This is a genomic window from Streptomyces sp. N50 (assembly GCF_033335955.1).
In the GTDB taxonomy this organism is placed as follows: domain Bacteria; phylum Actinomycetota; class Actinomycetes; order Streptomycetales; family Streptomycetaceae; genus Streptomyces.
Genome location: NZ_CP137549.1, coordinates 626,202 through 641,860, shown reverse-complemented (window position 1 = coordinate 641,860; position 15,659 = coordinate 626,202). Strand labels below are relative to the sequence as shown.

The 15,659-nt window shown below is 70.4% G+C and carries 12 protein-coding genes; 4 read left to right on the top strand and 8 right to left on the bottom strand.

The window, feature by feature from the left end; translation table 11 throughout:
- Positions 1-1,809: an ABC transporter ATP-binding protein gene (locus R2B38_RS02895; protein ID WP_318014799.1), complete on the top strand. Its 1,809-nt coding sequence runs from the start codon at positions 1-3 to the stop codon at positions 1,807-1,809.
- A 43-nt stretch (positions 1,810-1,852) separates the two neighbouring features.
- Positions 1,853-2,695, top strand: a complete 843-nt coding sequence (gene mltG, locus R2B38_RS02890; protein ID WP_318014798.1) for an endolytic transglycosylase MltG — start codon at positions 1,853-1,855, stop codon at positions 2,693-2,695.
- Positions 2,696-3,016: 321 nt separating this feature from the next.
- Here mltG and R2B38_RS02885 read toward each other — a convergent pair whose 3' ends face one another.
- The 6 genes from R2B38_RS02885 to R2B38_RS02860 all read right to left on the bottom strand — a co-directional run bounded on the left by R2B38_RS02885 (position 3,017) and on the right by R2B38_RS02860 (position 8,201).
- Positions 3,017-4,102: an NAD(P)-binding domain-containing protein gene (locus R2B38_RS02885; protein ID WP_318014797.1), complete on the bottom strand. Its 1,086-nt coding sequence runs from the start codon at positions 4,100-4,102 to the stop codon at positions 3,017-3,019.
- Positions 4,103-4,144: 42 nt separating this feature from the next.
- Positions 4,145-5,287, bottom strand: a complete 1,143-nt coding sequence (locus R2B38_RS02880; RefSeq protein ID WP_318014796.1) for an LLM class flavin-dependent oxidoreductase — start codon at positions 5,285-5,287, stop codon at positions 4,145-4,147.
- Between the two features lies 1 nt (position 5,288).
- Positions 5,289-6,314 (bottom strand): ABC transporter substrate-binding protein, encoded by a 1,026-nt coding sequence (locus R2B38_RS02875; protein ID WP_318014795.1) that lies wholly within the window; start codon positions 6,312-6,314, stop codon positions 5,289-5,291.
- A 42-nt stretch (positions 6,315-6,356) separates the two neighbouring features.
- Positions 6,357-7,124 (bottom strand): ABC transporter ATP-binding protein, encoded by a 768-nt coding sequence (locus R2B38_RS02870; RefSeq protein ID WP_318014794.1) that lies wholly within the window; start codon positions 7,122-7,124, stop codon positions 6,357-6,359.
- The gene (locus tag R2B38_RS02865; protein ID WP_318014793.1) at positions 7,097-7,990 is read right to left on the bottom strand and encodes an ABC transporter permease; all 894 of its coding nucleotides are present in this window, start codon (positions 7,988-7,990) and stop codon (positions 7,097-7,099) included. The genes R2B38_RS02870 and R2B38_RS02865 overlap by 28 nt, the downstream gene beginning before the upstream one ends.
- 127 nt (positions 7,991-8,117) lie before the next feature.
- A complete protein-coding gene (locus tag R2B38_RS02860) occupies positions 8,118-8,201 on the bottom strand; it encodes a putative leader peptide (protein ID WP_315986669.1) in 84 nt (27 codons plus the stop codon).
- A 181-nt stretch (positions 8,202-8,382) separates the two neighbouring features.
- Between R2B38_RS02860 and R2B38_RS02855 the strand changes: the two genes are divergently transcribed.
- Positions 8,383-8,805, top strand: coding sequence for a secondary thiamine-phosphate synthase enzyme YjbQ (locus tag R2B38_RS02855; RefSeq protein WP_318014792.1), 423 nt, complete (start codon positions 8,383-8,385; stop codon positions 8,803-8,805).
- An 837-nt stretch (positions 8,806-9,642) separates the two neighbouring features.
- On the opposite strand, the gene R2B38_RS02850 is transcribed toward R2B38_RS02855, so the two are convergent.
- Positions 9,643-12,870 carry an alpha-L-rhamnosidase gene (locus R2B38_RS02850; RefSeq protein ID WP_318014791.1) on the bottom strand — a complete coding sequence of 1,076 codons (3,228 nt, stop codon included), beginning with the start codon at positions 12,868-12,870 and terminating at the stop codon, positions 9,643-9,645.
- A 193-nt stretch (positions 12,871-13,063) separates the two neighbouring features.
- Complete coding sequence (locus R2B38_RS02845; RefSeq protein WP_318014790.1) at positions 13,064-13,483, bottom strand: carboxylesterase family protein; 420 nt, start codon at positions 13,481-13,483, stop codon at positions 13,064-13,066.
- 216 nt (positions 13,484-13,699) lie between these two features.
- Here R2B38_RS02845 and R2B38_RS02840 point away from each other — a divergent pair, with 216 nt between their 5' ends.
- Entirely contained in the window at positions 13,700-15,613 is a 1,914-nt protein-coding gene (locus R2B38_RS02840; protein ID WP_318014789.1) for an N-acetylmuramoyl-L-alanine amidase, read from the top strand.
- Positions 15,614-15,659: the final 46 nt, after the last annotated feature.

Here is a 15,659-nt window from a genome sequence, read left to right as displayed (position 1 = left end):
ATGCCCCGCGACGGCATCAACTGGACACCGTCCCCCGGCACCTCGACCGACCAGCCCCGGCAGGTGCGCCGCATCCTCAAGCTCTTCAAGCCCTACCGCGCCCGGCTCGCGGTCGTCGGCCTCCTGGTCGGCGCAGCGTCCCTGGTCACCGTGGCGACCCCGTTCCTGCTGAAGGAGACGCTGGACGTCGCCATCCCGCAGAACCGCACCGGCCTGCTGAGCCTGCTCGCGCTCGGCATGATCCTGAGCGCCGTCCTGACCAGCATCTTCGGCGTGCTCCAGACCCTGATCTCCACCACGGTCGGCCAGCGCGTCATGCACGACCTGCGCACAGCGGTCTACGGCCGCCTGCAGCGCATGTCGCTCGCCTTCTTCACCCGGACCCGCACCGGCGAGGTCCAGTCCCGCATAGCCAACGACATCGGCGGCATGCAGGCCACCGTCACCTCCACGGCCACCTCCCTGGTCTCGAACCTCACCAGCGTGGTCGCCACGATCATCGCGATGATCGCCCTGGACTGGCGCCTCACCGTCGTCTCGCTGCTGCTGCTCCCGGTCTTCGTGTGGATCAGCCGCCGCGTGGGCAACGAACGCAAGAAGATCGCCACCCAGCGCCAGCGGCAGATGGCCGAGATGGCCGCCACGGTCACCGAGTCGCTGTCCGTCAGCGGCATTCTGCTCGGCCGCACGATGGGCCGCTCCGACTCGCTCACCCGGTCCTTCTCCGAGGAGTCCGAGGGGCTGGTCGACCTAGAGGTCCGGTCGAACATGGCCGGGCGCTGGCGCATGGCCGTCATCTCGATCGTCATGGCCGCGATGCCCGCCGTCATCTACTGGACGGCCGGTATGACCCTGCACCTGGGTGGCCCGGACGCATCGATCGGCACCATCGTCGCCTTCGTCTCGCTCCAGCAGGGCCTGTTCCGCCCGGCCGTCAGCCTGCTGTCGACCGGCGTGCAGATCCAGACCTCGCTGGCGCTCTTCGCCCGCATCTTCGAGTACCTCGACCTGCCGATCGACATCACCGAGCGCGAGAACCCGGTCCACCTGGACAGCATCAAGGGTGAAGTCGCCTTCGAGGACGTCGAGTTCCGATACGACAGCGACGACGAGCGCCGTCCGATCCTCGACGGCATCGACATCACCGTCCCCGCGGGCAACAGCCTCGCGATCGTCGGACCGACCGGCGCCGGAAAGTCGACCCTCGGCTATCTCGTGCCCCGGCTCTACGACGTGACGGGCGGCCGGGTCACCCTCGACGGGGTCGACGTCCGCGACCTGGACTTCGACACGCTCGCGCGTGCCGTCGGCGTCGTCTCCCAGGAGACGTACCTCTTCCACGCCACGGTCGCCGAGAACCTCCGCTTCGCCAAGCCGGACGCCACCGACGAGGAGCTGTACGCGGCTGCGCGCGCGGCGCAGATCCACGAGCACATCGCGGGCCTGCCCGATGGGTACGACACGGTCGTCGGCGAGCGCGGCCACCGGTTCTCCGGCGGTGAGAAGCAGCGCCTGGCCATCGCCCGCACCATCCTGCGCGACCCGCCGGTCCTCATCCTGGACGAGGCGACCAGCGCGCTGGACAACCGCACGGAGGCCGCCGTCCAGGACGCCATCGACGCCCTGTCGGCCAACCGCACCACGCTCACCATCGCCCACCGGCTGTCCACCATCCGGAGCGCCGACCAGATAGTGGTCCTCGACTCCGGGAAGGTCGCGGAGCGGGGCACGCACGAGGAGCTGCTCGATCAGGACGGGCGGTACGCGGCGCTCGTACGCCGGGATGCCCAACTGGAACCGACAAGCTGAAGATATGCCGGGTTTGTGACGGTATGCGGGTTACCGTGCCCGCATGCAGATGAACACTCCGCCACGGAGCACGATTCGACTGACCCGCAGGGGCCGGGTCGCCCTCATCGCGACGGGGGCCGTCGTGGCCGGCACCGCCGTGGCGGTGCCGCTGCTGAGCCTGGAGAGCGAGGGGGACACACGCCCCACGTCCCTGGTGATCCCGGAGGGCTGGCGCTCGGGCCAGATCTACGAAGCGGTGGACAAGGTCCTCGCGCTGCCGGTCGGGACCACGAAGAAGTCGATCGCGAAAGCCGGCCTGAAGCTGCCGAACGACGCGGAGGGCAACCCGGAGGGCTATCTCTTCCCGGCGACGTATCCGCTGGAGAAGAAGTCGACGCCCGCGTCGCTCCTGTCGTTCATGGTCAACACGGCCAACAAGAAGTTCAACGGTGCCCCGGTCGCGGCCGGCGCCCAGCGCAACGCGATGAACGTCTATCAGGCGGTCACCATCGCGAGCATCGTGCAGGCCGAGGCGGCGTCCACGGCGGACATGGGAAAGGTGGCGCGGGTCATCTTCAACCGCCTGGAGCGCGGCATGCCGCTCCAGATGGACTCCACCATCAACTACGCCCTCAACCGCGCCACGTTGAAGACCACCGGCAGCGACACCCGCCTGGACAGCCCCTACAACTCCTACCAGCGCATGGGCCTGCCCCCGACCCCGATCGACAACCCGGGCGAGGACGCGATGCGCGCCGCGATCAACCCGCCCCCGGGCGACTGGCTGTACTTCGTCACGGTCAAGCCCGGCGACACCCGCTTCGCGGCCACGTACGAGGAACACCAGCGCAACGTCGCCGAGTTCAACGCGGCCCAGAAGAACACGGCGTCGCCCACGAAGTGACCCGGGCGGGAGGTCGTAGGGCGGCGCTCGGCTTGCTGGCCGGCGCCGCCTGATGTGTCGGGGGAGTGCGCGGAGTTGATCGCGGTCGGTCTGTGCGGTTCCCGGGGCGGCGCGGGTCAGACTCATGCGCGCGTTCCGGGGGGGCTTGTGGTTCGTTGGCGGGTGCGGGTTCGCTGTGGCTGGTCGCGCAGTTCCTCGCGCCCCTTGAAAGAGCCTGGCCGACCGGTGCTGTCCAGTTCTGCCATGCTCGAAATAACCGCGGATGGGTGTCCTCGATGCGGCGCCTCCGCCCCACCGTGAAGCGACCCCGCCAGGACAACCTCAGGCCGCCACCGGCTCCCCCGCCAACAACCGCCGGATGTCCCGCACGGCCGCCCGCCCCGCGCGATTGGCGCCGATCGTGCTGGCCGACGGGCCGTACCCGACCAGATGGACCCGTGGATCGGCGACCGCGCGCGTCCCCTCGACGCGGATACCGCCACCCGGTTCGCGCAGCTTCAGCGGTGACAGGTGGTCGATCGCGGCGCGGAAGCCGGTTGCCCACAGGATGACATCGGCGTCCACATGTCGGCCGTCGTTCCAGTCCACGCCGTCAGGCGTGATCCGGTCGAACATCGGCCGGCGGTCCAGGACTCCGTCCGCGATCGCCTGCCGGATCGCGTCGTTCAGCGGCAGGCCGGTCACGGAGACGACACTCTTCGGGGGCAGCCCCTGCCGTACCCGCTCCTCGACCAGCGCGACGGCAGCCCGGCCCAGGTCCTCGGTGAAGGGCTCGTCGCGGAACACCGGCGGACGCCTGGTCACCCAGGTGGTGGCGGCCGCGTACGGGGCGAGCTCCATCAGATGCTGGGTGCCGGACGCGCCACCGCCCACCACGACCACCCGCAACCCGGCGAACTCCTCCGGCCCCGGATACTGCGCGGTGTGCAACTGCCGCCCCCGGAACGTCTCTTGGCCCGGATAACGCGGCCAGAACGGCCGGTCCCACGTCCCCGTCGCATTGATCAGCGCCCGCGTCGACCACGTACCGTCCGACCCGTCCGACGTCTCGACGAGCAGCCGGCCGTCCACGCCCTCCCGCACCGTGCTCACATCCACCGGCCGCCGTACCCGCAGGTCGAAGGCGCGCTCATACGCGGCGAAGTACTCGGCGATCACCTCGGCGGACGGGCGGGCCGGATCGGCGTCCGTGAGTTCCATGCCCGGCAGCGCGTGCATGCCGTGCACCTTGCCGTACGTCAACGACGGCCACCGGAACTGCCAGGCCCCGCCCGGCGCGGGCGCGTGGTCCAGGACCACGAAGTCGCGCTCCGGCTCGGAACCGGTGCGCCGCAGGTGATAGGCGCCCGCCAGTCCCGCCTGCCCGGCGCCTATGACGACCACGTCGACCTCACGCGTGTTGTTCACGTTTGTACGAACAGCATCGGGGTCTTCGATCTTCCCGCCCGCTCAGCGCCCGCCGCTCACCAGCAACGGCAGGCCGCCCTTCGTCCTCCCCTCGACCAGCCCGCGCGCCGCCAGCTCGGGAATCACGCCCTCGCCGAACCAGTACGCCTCCTCCAGATGCGGATACCCGGACAGCACGAAGTGCTCGACGCCCAGCGCGTGGTACTCCTCGATCAGATCGGCCACCTCGGCATGACTGCCCACCAGCGCCGTGCCCGCCCCACCCCGGACGAGACCGACCCCGGCCCACAGGTTCGGGTGGATCTCCAGCTCGGCCCGCGAACCGCCGTGCAGAGCCAACATCCGCTGCTGGCCCACCGATTCACTGCGCCCGAGAGCCGCCTGCGCGGCCGCGATCGTGTCCGCGTCGAGGTCGTCGAGGAGCCGGTTCGCGGTCGCCCACGCCTCGGCCGACGAGTCCCGCGAGATGGTGTGCAGCCGCACCCCGAACCGCACGTCCCGCCCCTCCCGCTCGGCGAGCCCGCGAATCCAGTCGATCTTCTCCTTGACCTGCGCCGGAGGTTCTCCCCACGTGAGATACACGTCCGCATGCCGGGCGGCCACTGGCCCGGCCGCCGCCGAGGACCCGCCGAAGAACACCTGCGGCACCGGATCGGGCGGCAGCGCCGTCAGCCCGCCCTCTACCTGGTAGTGGACACCGTCGAAGTCGTACGGCTTCCCGCGCCACACCCCGCGTACGACCGACAGGAACTCGTCCGTCCGCGCGTACCGCTGATCGTGGCCGAGATGGTCGCCGAAGCGCCGCTGCTCGGCCGAGTCGCCACCGGTGACGACGTTGAGCAACAGCCGCCCCCGCGTGAGGCGTTGATAGGTCGCCGCCATCTGCGCGGCGAGCGTCGGCGAGATCACGCCGGGCCGGAACGCCACCAGGAACTTCAGCCGCTCGGTGTGCTGCGCGAGCGCGACCGTCGTCAGCCAGGCGTCCTCGCACCACGTGCCGGTCGGCGTCAGCACCGCCTCGAAGCCCAACTGCTCGGCGGCCTTGGCGATTTGGGCGAGGTACTCGATGTCCGGCGGGCGTACCCCGCGGACCGCCCCGGCACGGTTGGGGCCGTAGGCGTGCCGGTCGACGAGCGTGCGGCCGTCGCCGCCGGTCGGCAGGAACCAGTGCAGGTGCACGCTCATGTCACGAACCTCCGGTGGTGCGCGGGGCGGAGGTGGAGGCCGGCAGGGTGCCGTTGTAGCGCGTGTCCACGAAGTCGGCGAAGTCCACCTTCCGCGGTATCAGCTTGAGTTGGGTGAAGGTGTCGGCGATCTGCTGCTCGGACGCGATGAGCGGCTTGTCGACCGCGACCGACACGCGCGTGGAGTTGGTCCGCTTCACCGACGCAAGCGCCACCTCGTACGGCAGCCCGGTGTCCTTCGACCACACCTTGGCCCACTCCTCCTGATGCGAGAACACCCAGGTCTGGGCGCGGCGCAGCCGGTCGAGGTAGTCCTTGATGGCGGCGGCCTTCTTCTTGTCGGCCAGCGCGCCGGGCGCCGCCACCTGGAAGGTGAGGCCGTTGGTCACGCCCTGGCCGGTGGTGAGGACGCGGCCCTGCTTGGCCTGGAGGATCTGCGAGGTGTACGGGTCCCACACCGCCCACGCGTCGACCTTGCCGGAGGTGAACGCGGCCAGGGCGTCGGCCGGTTGGAGGTACTTCACCTTGACGTCGCCGATGCCGAGCCCGGCCGCCTTGAGGGAAGCGACCAGCTGGAAGTGCGCGGACGAACCCTGCGCCACGGCGATGGACTTGCCCTTGAGCTGCTGGGGCGCGGCGAGCTTCGAGTCCTTCGGCACGAGGATGGCGTCGCCCTCGGACGTGCCGTGCCAGGCGGCCACCACCTTGATCTTCGAGCCCGCGCCCGCCGCGAACACCGGCGGGGTGTTGCCGACGCCGCCGATGTCGACGGCCTTGGCGTTGACGGCTTCCAGGAGGGGCGGGCCGGAGGTGAACGTGGACCACTTGATCTTGTAGTCCAGGTTCTTGAGTTCACCGGCGGCCCGCAGCACCGCCTCCGAACCGCCTTTCTGGTCACCGACGTCGAGCGTGAGGGAGCCCTTGCCGTCGGTGCCGGTCGAGGTCTCGGCGGCCGAGTTCCCGCCGCAGGCGGCGAGCAGGAGGGCGAGGGGGAGCAGCAGGGCGGCGGGGACGAGACGTCGTCGCATGGGGGTTCCGTTCTCGGTGACTGGTGTGGTGCGTGGGGGAGTTCAGGCGGCTTCGGCGGCGGTGTCGACGCCGAGGCGTTCCAGGAGTCCGGCGCGCAGTTCGGCGAACCGGGGGTCGGTGATGTCGCGCGGCCGGTCCAGGTCGATGTGCTGCTCGTGCGCGATGACACCGTCGTCCATCACCAGGACCCGGTCCGCGAGCAGCACCGCCTCCTCGACGTCATGGGTCACCAACAGGACGGCGCAGCCCCGTCGTTGCCACAGTTCGCCCACCAGCCGCTGGGCCTTGATCCGGGTCAGCGCGTCCAGCGCCCCGAACGGCTCGTCTAGGAGCAGCAGATCGGGTTCGCGCACCAGGGCGCGGGCCAGCGAGGCCCGTTGCGCCTCACCGCCGGACAGCGTCTTGGGCCAGGCGTCCGCGTGATCCCCGAGCCCGACCTCCGCCAACGCCTGCTCCGCCACGGCCCGTTCGGGCTTCCCGGGCAGTCCGAGCAGGACGTTGCGCCACACCTTCTTCCACGGCATCAGCCGGGGCGCCTGGAACGCGACGGCCTTGCGGCGCGGCACGAGGACGGTGCCCTCGATGTCCCGGTCCAGCCCGGCGAGGATGCGCAGCAGCGTGGACTTGCCGCAGCCGCTGCGGCCGAGCAGTGCCACGAACTCGCCCTGCCGTACGTCGAGTTGGAGATGGTCGATGACGGCGCGGCCGTCGAAGGAACGGGTGAGCCCCGCGACGCGTACCGCCTGCGTGGTCACCGGCGAGGAGGTCGCCTCCTGCGGGCTCACCGGCCCGTGAACGTCGGTCGCCATTGCAGCAGCAGCCTTTCGAGGGTGCGGACGAGGAAGTCGGCCAGCAGGCCGAGGAAGGCGTAGACGATCAGGCAGACCACGATCACGTCGGTCTGCAGGAAGTCCCGGGCCTGCACCATGAGGAAGCCGATCCCGGCGTCCGCGTTGATCTGCTCGGCGAAGACGAGCGCCAGCCAGGCGATGCCGAGGGAGTAGCGCAGCCCGGTCATCGCGTTGGGGAGCGCGCCCGGCAGCACCACATGCCGTACGAGCCCCCAGCGGGACAGCCCGAGGGACTCGCCGGCCTCGATCAACTGGCTGTCCACGCCCCGGATTCCGGCGTAGACGTTGAGGTAGAGCGGGAAGGTCACGCCGAGCGTGATGATGGCGACCTTCGGCGCCTCGCCGATGCCGAACCAGATGATGAACAGCGGGATCAGCCCGACGAAGGGCACGGTCCGCAGCATCTGCACGGGCGCGTCGACCAGGTCCTCGCCGATCCTGAACAGGCCGGAGACCAGGGCGAGTCCGGTGCCGATGACCGTCCCGAGGAGCAGCCCGACGGCGACCCGCTGGAGCGAGGTGGTCATGGCCGAGGGCAGTGAACCGCTGTCGATCAGGTCCCACCCGACCTGGGCGATCCGCCCGGGTGAGGCGAGCACGTCGGAGGTCAACACGCCTGTGCTGCTGAGGAGTTGCCACAGTGCGAGCAGGACGAGCGGGCCGGTGGTGCGGCGCAGCCAGCGGGGTACGCGGGTGCGGCGCGAGGAGGTGGGGACGAGGGGGACGAGATCGAGGGGAGCGGGATCGTCCGAGTCGGCCTTCGATATTGATATAGGGGAAATGTCGGGCCCGGAGGAACCGGGCGGGGCATGACTGATGCTCATGGGTGCTCCACGGGTGGGGGAGAGCGTCCGGTGAGGAGGGGGGTACGCCTCAACGCCGCCGGGTCACGACGGTGTGCACGGGCGCGACGGAGTGCGGGGAAAGGAAAAGGTGAGGCGGAAGAAGACGTCAGCAGCCGCGGCAACACGCGGCGGAAGCCACCCGCAGCAGGTCGATGTGACCGCGCGTGGTGAGCAGAACTGAACGCAACATGCGGCCGAAAATAGGTCAGATGGCGTGCCACGGTCAACGGTGTCTCGCGGACTGGACCCTTCGTATCACGGGCCGGGCGGCCGAGCGGGCGAGGAGCCCGACGGACGGGTGTTGAGCGGGCGAGTAGCCCGAAGGACCGGTATCGAGCGTGGAGCCCGACGGATGGTTCAGGATGGGAGGCATGTCAGCTGCCTTCACCACCCGAGTCCTGAACGTCGCCACCGGTTCCAGGGAGCGGGTCATGGACCTGACCCGTGACTGCGAGGCCTTCCTCCGGGAGGCGGCGGCCGGCCGCGACGGCCTCCTCAACATCTTCGTCCCCCACGCCACCGCGGGCGTCGCGATCCTCGAGACGGGCGCGGGCAGCGACGACGACCTCCTCGCCGCCCTGCACACCCTCCTCCCCGCCGACGACCGCTGGCAGCACCGCCACGGCAGCCCCGGGCACGGCCGCGACCACGTCCTCCCGGCCTTCGTACCGCCGCACGCGACGCTGCCGGTGGTGGGCGGGCGGCTGGAGCTGGGGACGTGGCAGTCGGTGTGCCTGGTCGACACCAACATCGACAATGCCAACCGTCACGTGAGGTTGAGCTTTCTGGGGTGAGCTGGATCGTCCTGGAGGTGGCCCCGGCGGCTTCAGCATCTCCGCGGCCCTCTCGTGACGACGTCGGCTCAGCCCTTCTGGAGCCGCCCGCGCCGTGTGTCGATCAGCGCCCGGTAGTCGACGTACCAGGCGGCGGTCGTCGCCCTCGCGCGCACCTCGCGTGCCTGGCGGTACCGGCCGCGGTCACGGCGTATCCAGGGGACCGGTACGAAGGCGGCCGCAGCGCGTACGTCGTCGAGATCGCCGAACGCTCCGACAGCACCTCGATCTTCCGGTGCTGAAGCCGGGCCATCAGCAGCGCCGCATCGACCGAATCCGCCGCCGAAGCGGCCGACTTGGCGCTGTCCGAGGCGGCTGTTCGTGTCTCCGCCGCGAACGCGGCCCCCGTCCCCAGCGGCACCTGGTCCCTGCCGACGTGACGGGCCGGCTGGTGAGGTGATCTCGGCGCTCACCCGCGGCTCGGTGGGTGCCCGGCCGTCCACCCCGGGCCGCTCCCAACGGGGTGTGGTCCGTGGCCGGTTGTGGCGGCGAGGATTCTCTCCGGCGATGGCGATGGCGTGGCGTTCACGAAAGTCGGGGAGGTCTTGGGCGTAGTTCAGCACTACCCCCGGACGGCATCGAGGCCGAGCCGTCAACCGGTGCTGAGCCGCGCACAGTTGAACCCGGGCCGATCAGCGGGACAGGTGAGAAGACGCCCGTGCGTCGGTCCGGCGCACCGGATGGGTGACGGCATCGTCCACTTCGAGAACCTGAACGACGCTGTCTCCGTTCTCGGGGCGCCGCCGCAGGTCGAGCTGCCCGGCCCGGTGACCGTTCCGGGCAGCCGTGCCGCCTTGGTCAGGTGGTGAAGCGGTGGGTGCCGGAGCCGACCCGGTACACCGCGCTGCCGTCCTCCTGGCGCAGGTAGGTTCCGTGCGTGTGGGTCACCGCGTCCGGGGTGGTCGTGGGGATCCACACCTCGGCGGTCGTGTTGGGCGGCACCGCGCAGGTCAGCGTGAAGCGGCCGGACCGCTGCCGCCAACGGGTGGAGACGGGGCCGTAGACCGAGGTGAACGTGGCGCCGGCGGTGGTGACGGCTCCGCCGGGGCGGGGGCGGATGACGATCTCGCGGTAGCCGGGCCGGCCCGCCGAGATGCCGGCGATGTTCGTGTACATCCATTCCCCCACCGAGCCGTAGGCGTAGTGGTTGAAGGAGTTCATGCCCGCGTCCTGGAAGCTGCCGTCGGGCCGGATGGAGTCCCAGCGTTCCCACATCGTGGTGGAGCCCCGGTCGATCTGGTAGCCCCAGCTGGGGAACGAGCGCTGTTGCAGGAGGCGGTAGGCGACGTCGGTGTGGCCCGTGTCGGTCAGGACGGGGAGCAGTCGGGGAGTGCCGAGGAAACCCGTCGACAGGTGCCAGTCCTTGGCCTCGATCAGGGCGACGAGACGGTCGGCCGCCGCCTTCCGTGACGCGTCCGGCAGCAGGTTCATCGACAGTGCCAGGACGTACGCCGTCTGCGTATCGCCCTTCACCCTGCCCTCGGAGGTGACGTAGGCGTCCTGGAAGGCTGCCCGGATCCGCTCGAAGAGATCGACGTACGGGGCGGTGTCCTCACCCAGTTCGCCGGCCATCCGCGCCGCGAGGTCCGCGCTGTGCGCGAAGTACGCCGTGGCGATGACGTCCTTGGGGGTCTCGTCCTCGACGTTCAGCCAGTCGCCGTATCCCTGGTCCGGGCGCAGCAGGTGGTCGCTGTTCTTCTCCAGGTACGTCAGCCAGGTCCGGACGGACGGCCAGGCGTCCGCGAGGACTTGGCGGTCGCCGTACGCCTGGTAGAGGGACCAGGGGACCGTGACACCCGCGTCGCCCCAGCCGGCCGTGCCGTTGCCGACCGTGCCGACCATCGGCGCCACGTCCGTGAACGCGCCCTCCGCGGTACGGGAGTCCCGGAGGTCGACGAGCCACTTGGACAGGAAGCGGGCCGACTCCATCGTGTACGCGGCCGTGGGCGCGAAGACGTTGATGTCTCCCGTCCAGCCCAGGCGCTCGTCGCGCGCGGGGGTGTCGGTGGGGACGGAGAGGAAGTTGCCGCGCTGGCCCCAAGTGATGTTGTGGTGCAGCTGGTTGAGCATCGGTACGTCGGTCTCGAAGTCGAGAGTGAAGGGGGCGGACGTATGCATCACGCGCCCGGTGACGGCCCTGGCGGTGGGAGTGCCCGGGAAACCGGTCACCTCGACGTACCGGAACCCGTGGAAGGTGAAGCGCGGCTCGTAGACCTCCTCCTTCCCGCCGCCCTTGAGGGTGTACGTGTCGGTCGCCGCCGCGGTCCGCAGGTTCGCGGTGTAGACGGTGCCGTCGGGGTTGAGCACCTCGGCGTGTCTGAGCCGGACGGTCGTGCCCGCGTCGCCCGAGACGCGCAGCCGCACCGAGCCGACCATGTTCTGGCCCAGGTCCAACACGTAGACGCCGGGCCTGGGTTGGGTCACGGTCTTCGGTGTCAGCTCCCGCTCCACCCGCACTGGACCGTCGACCTGCGCGACGATCAGGTCGGGACCGAGGTCGCCGACGCCACCCATGCCCCGCACGCCGAGCCACGCCGTGTCGTCGAAGCCGGGCGAGGCCCAACCAGGGGTCTCCTTGCGGGCGTCGTACGTCTCGCCGTTCAGGAGATCGGCGGTGACGATCGGCCCCGGGGCGGCCCGCCAGTCGGCGTCCGACACGATGCGTTCGCTCGTCCCGTCCGCGTACTCCACCTCCAACTGGGCCAGGAGCGCCGGGACTTGACCGTACTGGCCGGGGCCGAACATGCCCACGTTGCCGGCGTACCAGCCGGGTGCGAGATACGCGCCGATGGCGTTGGCGCCGGGCCGCAGGAGGTCGGTGACGTCGTACGTCTGGTACTGGACGCGGGTGCGGTAGTCCGTCCAGCCGGGGGCGAGCTGGTCGAGGCCCACCCGGCTGCCGTTGAGGTGGCTCTCGTACAGGCCGAGCGCCGTGGCGTACAGGCGGGCGCGGGCCACCTTCCGGCGCGGCAGCCGGAATTCGTGCCGCAGTTGGGTGACGGCGTACGACACCGGGACGACCCGCCCCCACGGTCCGCCGCCCCAGGCCGCCGCCACCCGGACCGCCGGCCAGGCCGCGTCGTCGAAGCCCAACTCCCGCCATCCGTCGGCCGGTTCCTGGTCCGTGGTCTTCCAGGAGGCGTCGGTGAACACCTTCCGCTCACCGGAGGCGGTCCCGACGACAAGGGTGGCGACGAGTCCCGCCGGGCCTACCGTCGCGTTGGTGGCGGCGACGGCGATAACGTTGTCACCGGCCCGCACGCGGTCCAGCACGTCGATCACCGCCGGGCGCTTCCAGTCCTCGTTGTCGGTGTCGAGGTCGGTGTGGGCGACCTCAACACCGTTGAGGGAGACGGCATATACGTTGTCGGCGGTGATGGCGAGCGTGGCCGACGTGATTCCGTCGGGCAGTTGGGCGACATGGCGGAACCAACGGGTGGCCGCCGGAACGCTGTTGGTCGGATCACCCTCGGGGAACCAGATCCAGGAAGCGCCCTCGAAGGACGGCGCGTCCACGAGGCTCGCCGGTGCGGAGATCCAGCCGGCGCTCCACTGCCCGGCATCCATCAGTCCGGTCTCCCACCACGAGGGCGCGCTCCACCCGGAGACGTGCCCGTCGGCGTCCCACACGCGGACGGACCAGTGGTAGCGCGTCCGGGGCTTGAGACCAGGACCTCCGTAGGACACCAGGACGGACTCGCCGGACGTGACCTTCCCGCTGTCCCAGACGTCCGGGCGGGACAGACGGGACGCGGTGGTGGCGACGCGGATCTGATAGGCGCTCTGGCGCGCGTCCACCGCGTCGGACGCCAACGGCCAGCTCAGCCGGGGGCGTTGGGCGTCGATCCCCAGCGGGTGCTGGACGTACTCCACGGTCGGCGCCGTGACGCGCAGCCCGTCGCGCTGTGCCTGTGTCTCCGCCTGCGCCTGTCCGGATGCCGGTGCGGCCATCGCCGGCACGCTGTCCACGGTCACTGCCGCGACCGTGGCGATCGCGCCCGCGAGCATGCTCCTCCTGCTGATCACTACGTCTCCTCACTCGCACGGAATGGGATGAATCGATTCAGAAATGAGAGGCGTGGGTAACGTAGATCCTGGCGAGGCCGGGGTCAATCGTCGTGCAACTGTTTTCGTTACAGGGCCACTTCGTGATCGACCCGGGTGGGGTAGGCGCGCGAGGCGGGTGCGGGGGAATTGAACGGTTTCAATCGCGCGCGGGTCAGGCCCTCAGGGGCAGTGGCGGGAACTCATGGTCCTGCCAGAGCCGTCGCGAGGTCTCCTCGGGGTACGCGGCGACGGTGGGCGGTGCGCCGAACGCCTGGGTGAGCCGGTGTTCGGTGTCGAACGCGGGCCAGCCCGGGTCGCCGGTGGTCGCGAAGGCGGTCCACGCCGTGCGGAAGCGCGCCGCCAGATGCAGGGCGTGGGCCGGTGTCGGGACGCCCAGCAGCCGGCCGAAGCCGGTGGTGAAGTCGCCGAAGACCAGGGGGAGATCCAGTCCGTGGCAGGCGCCGAAGGGGTGGGCGGCGTCCGGCGCGGGCCAGGTCAGGTCGTAGACGTAGGCCCGCTCGCCGCGGACGGCCTGGCTCTCGGCCAGCCGGAGCGAGGGCATGCGGAACAGCCAGTCGGAGCGGACCAGCACCCAGAGCTGTTCGGCGGAGGCGTGCGGGAACGCGGAGCGGTAGGCGGCCTCGGCGTCCGGCCGAACCGGCCGACGTCAGCGGGAAAGACGCCGACTCGCCTGTCTGCCGGGGGAGTTGTGAACTCCGGTGGGTGATGCTGGAAACTTCCGCACAGTGGTTCGGGCAGGCGTCGCCCCGCACGTCTGCATCAGGGCAACACACACAAGGGAAGAGCCTTGCAGCAATCCTCGCGTAGAAGATCACCCCGGAAGGTGCTGGCCGCGATCCTGGCCGGCGGTGCCGTGGCCGCGGGCTGTTTCGCCGTTCTGCCGTCGACGGCACAGGCCGCGCAGACCCCGGGCGCCGACCGGCAGTCCTCCTTCACCGACGCGGCCGAGGAGTTCGGGGTTCCCCTGCCCGTGCTCCTGGCCGTGTCGTACCAGGAGTCGCAGTGGGACGACCACGACGGGCACTACAACACCTCGGGCGGATACGGCCCGATGAACCTGACGGACGTCACCGCCAAGATGGTCTCCGGGGGCGCGGCGGGCGCCGCGGGCCGCGGTGACCTCGCCGAGCTGACGTCGGACCCGGCGCTGCACACCCTCGACGCGGCGGCGAAGCTCACCGACACCCCGGCGACGAGACTGCGCACCGACGACCGCGAGAACATCCGCGCCGGTGCCGCCCTACTCGCCTCGTACCAGCGGGAGTTGACGGGCAAGAGCTCCACCGACCCGGCCGACTGGTACGGCGCGGTCGCCAAGTACAGCCAGTCCTCCGACAAGAAGGCCGCGCAGCTCTTCGCCGACCGCGTCTTCAAGACCGTGTCCTCGGGCGCCTCGCGGACGACCGTCGACGGACAGCACGTCGAACTCCCGGCGCGGCGAGCGATTCAGCCCGAGACCCGGCAGCTGTCCGAACTGAAGCTGAAGACCGCCGCGACGGCCACCGACACCGAGTGCCCGGCCACGGTCGACTGCACCTTCCTCGCCGCGGCCGCCTCCAACGGGCAGGTCGCGGGCCGCCCGGACGACGGCGTGCAGATCAAGTACATCGTCCTGCACGACACCGAGTCGTCCTACGACGCCGCCATCAAGACCTTCCAGACGGTGGGCTCCGGCGACTCGGCGCACTACGTCATGCGGGCCTCGGACGCGGCCGTCACGCAGATGACGCACACCAAGGACATCGCGTTCCACGCCGGCAACTACTGGTTCAACATGCACTCGATCGGCATCGAGCACGAGGGCTACGCCGCGCACGGCGCCACCTGGTACTCGCAGGCGCAGTACCAGGCGACGGCAGACCTGGTGAAGTACCTCGCCGCGAAGTACGACATCCCGCTCGACCACGAGCACATCATCGGCCACGACAACGTGCCCGGCCCGCAGGACAGTTACGTACGGGGCATGCACTGGGACCCCGGCCCCTACTGGGACTGGACGGCGTTCATGAACATGGTCGCCCCGTCGAGGTCGGCCCTCGCGCAGAGCGCCGCGCGGCACGCCCCGAGGGTGGGTTCGGCGGTCACCATCAGCCCCAGGTTCGCGACCAACGACCAGACTGTCCAGGTCTGCCCGGCCGACGACCCCACGGGCGCAACCACCGCCTGCACCGAGAGCACCGCGCCCTCCAACTTCCTTCCCGTGCGCACCGCTCCGAGCGCGGACGCGCCCCTGTTCGCCGACCCGGCCATCCACCCCGGCGAGACCGAGGGCACCGACTCGATCCACGACTGGGGCAGCACCGTCCAGGCCGGCCAGCAGTTCGTGGTCGCCGACGTCGACGGCGACTGGACCGCCATCTGGTTCAGCGGCGCGAAGGTGTGGTTCTACAACCCCCACGGCGTCAACACCTGCGCCGCGCCGGGCGCGAAGATTCTCCACTCCGGCGACCAGGCCGCGACCCTCTACGGCTCCGGCTACCCGCAGGCGTCGGAGTACCCGTCCGGCCTCTCCCCGTCCACCCAGAAGCCCCTGACCGTCTACGGCTTCCCGGCGGGCCAGGCCTACGTCGCCACCCAACCCGCCGTCAGCGCCGACGACTTCTTCGTCTCGGGCGACACCTATGTCACCGGCGCGGCCAAGTACTACACGATCCAGTACAACCACCGGGTCGTCCTGGTCGACGCCTCCCAGGTCTCCTGAACCCGGCCGGTGCGGGCGGCACGCAGACGACCTGCCCGCACCGGTG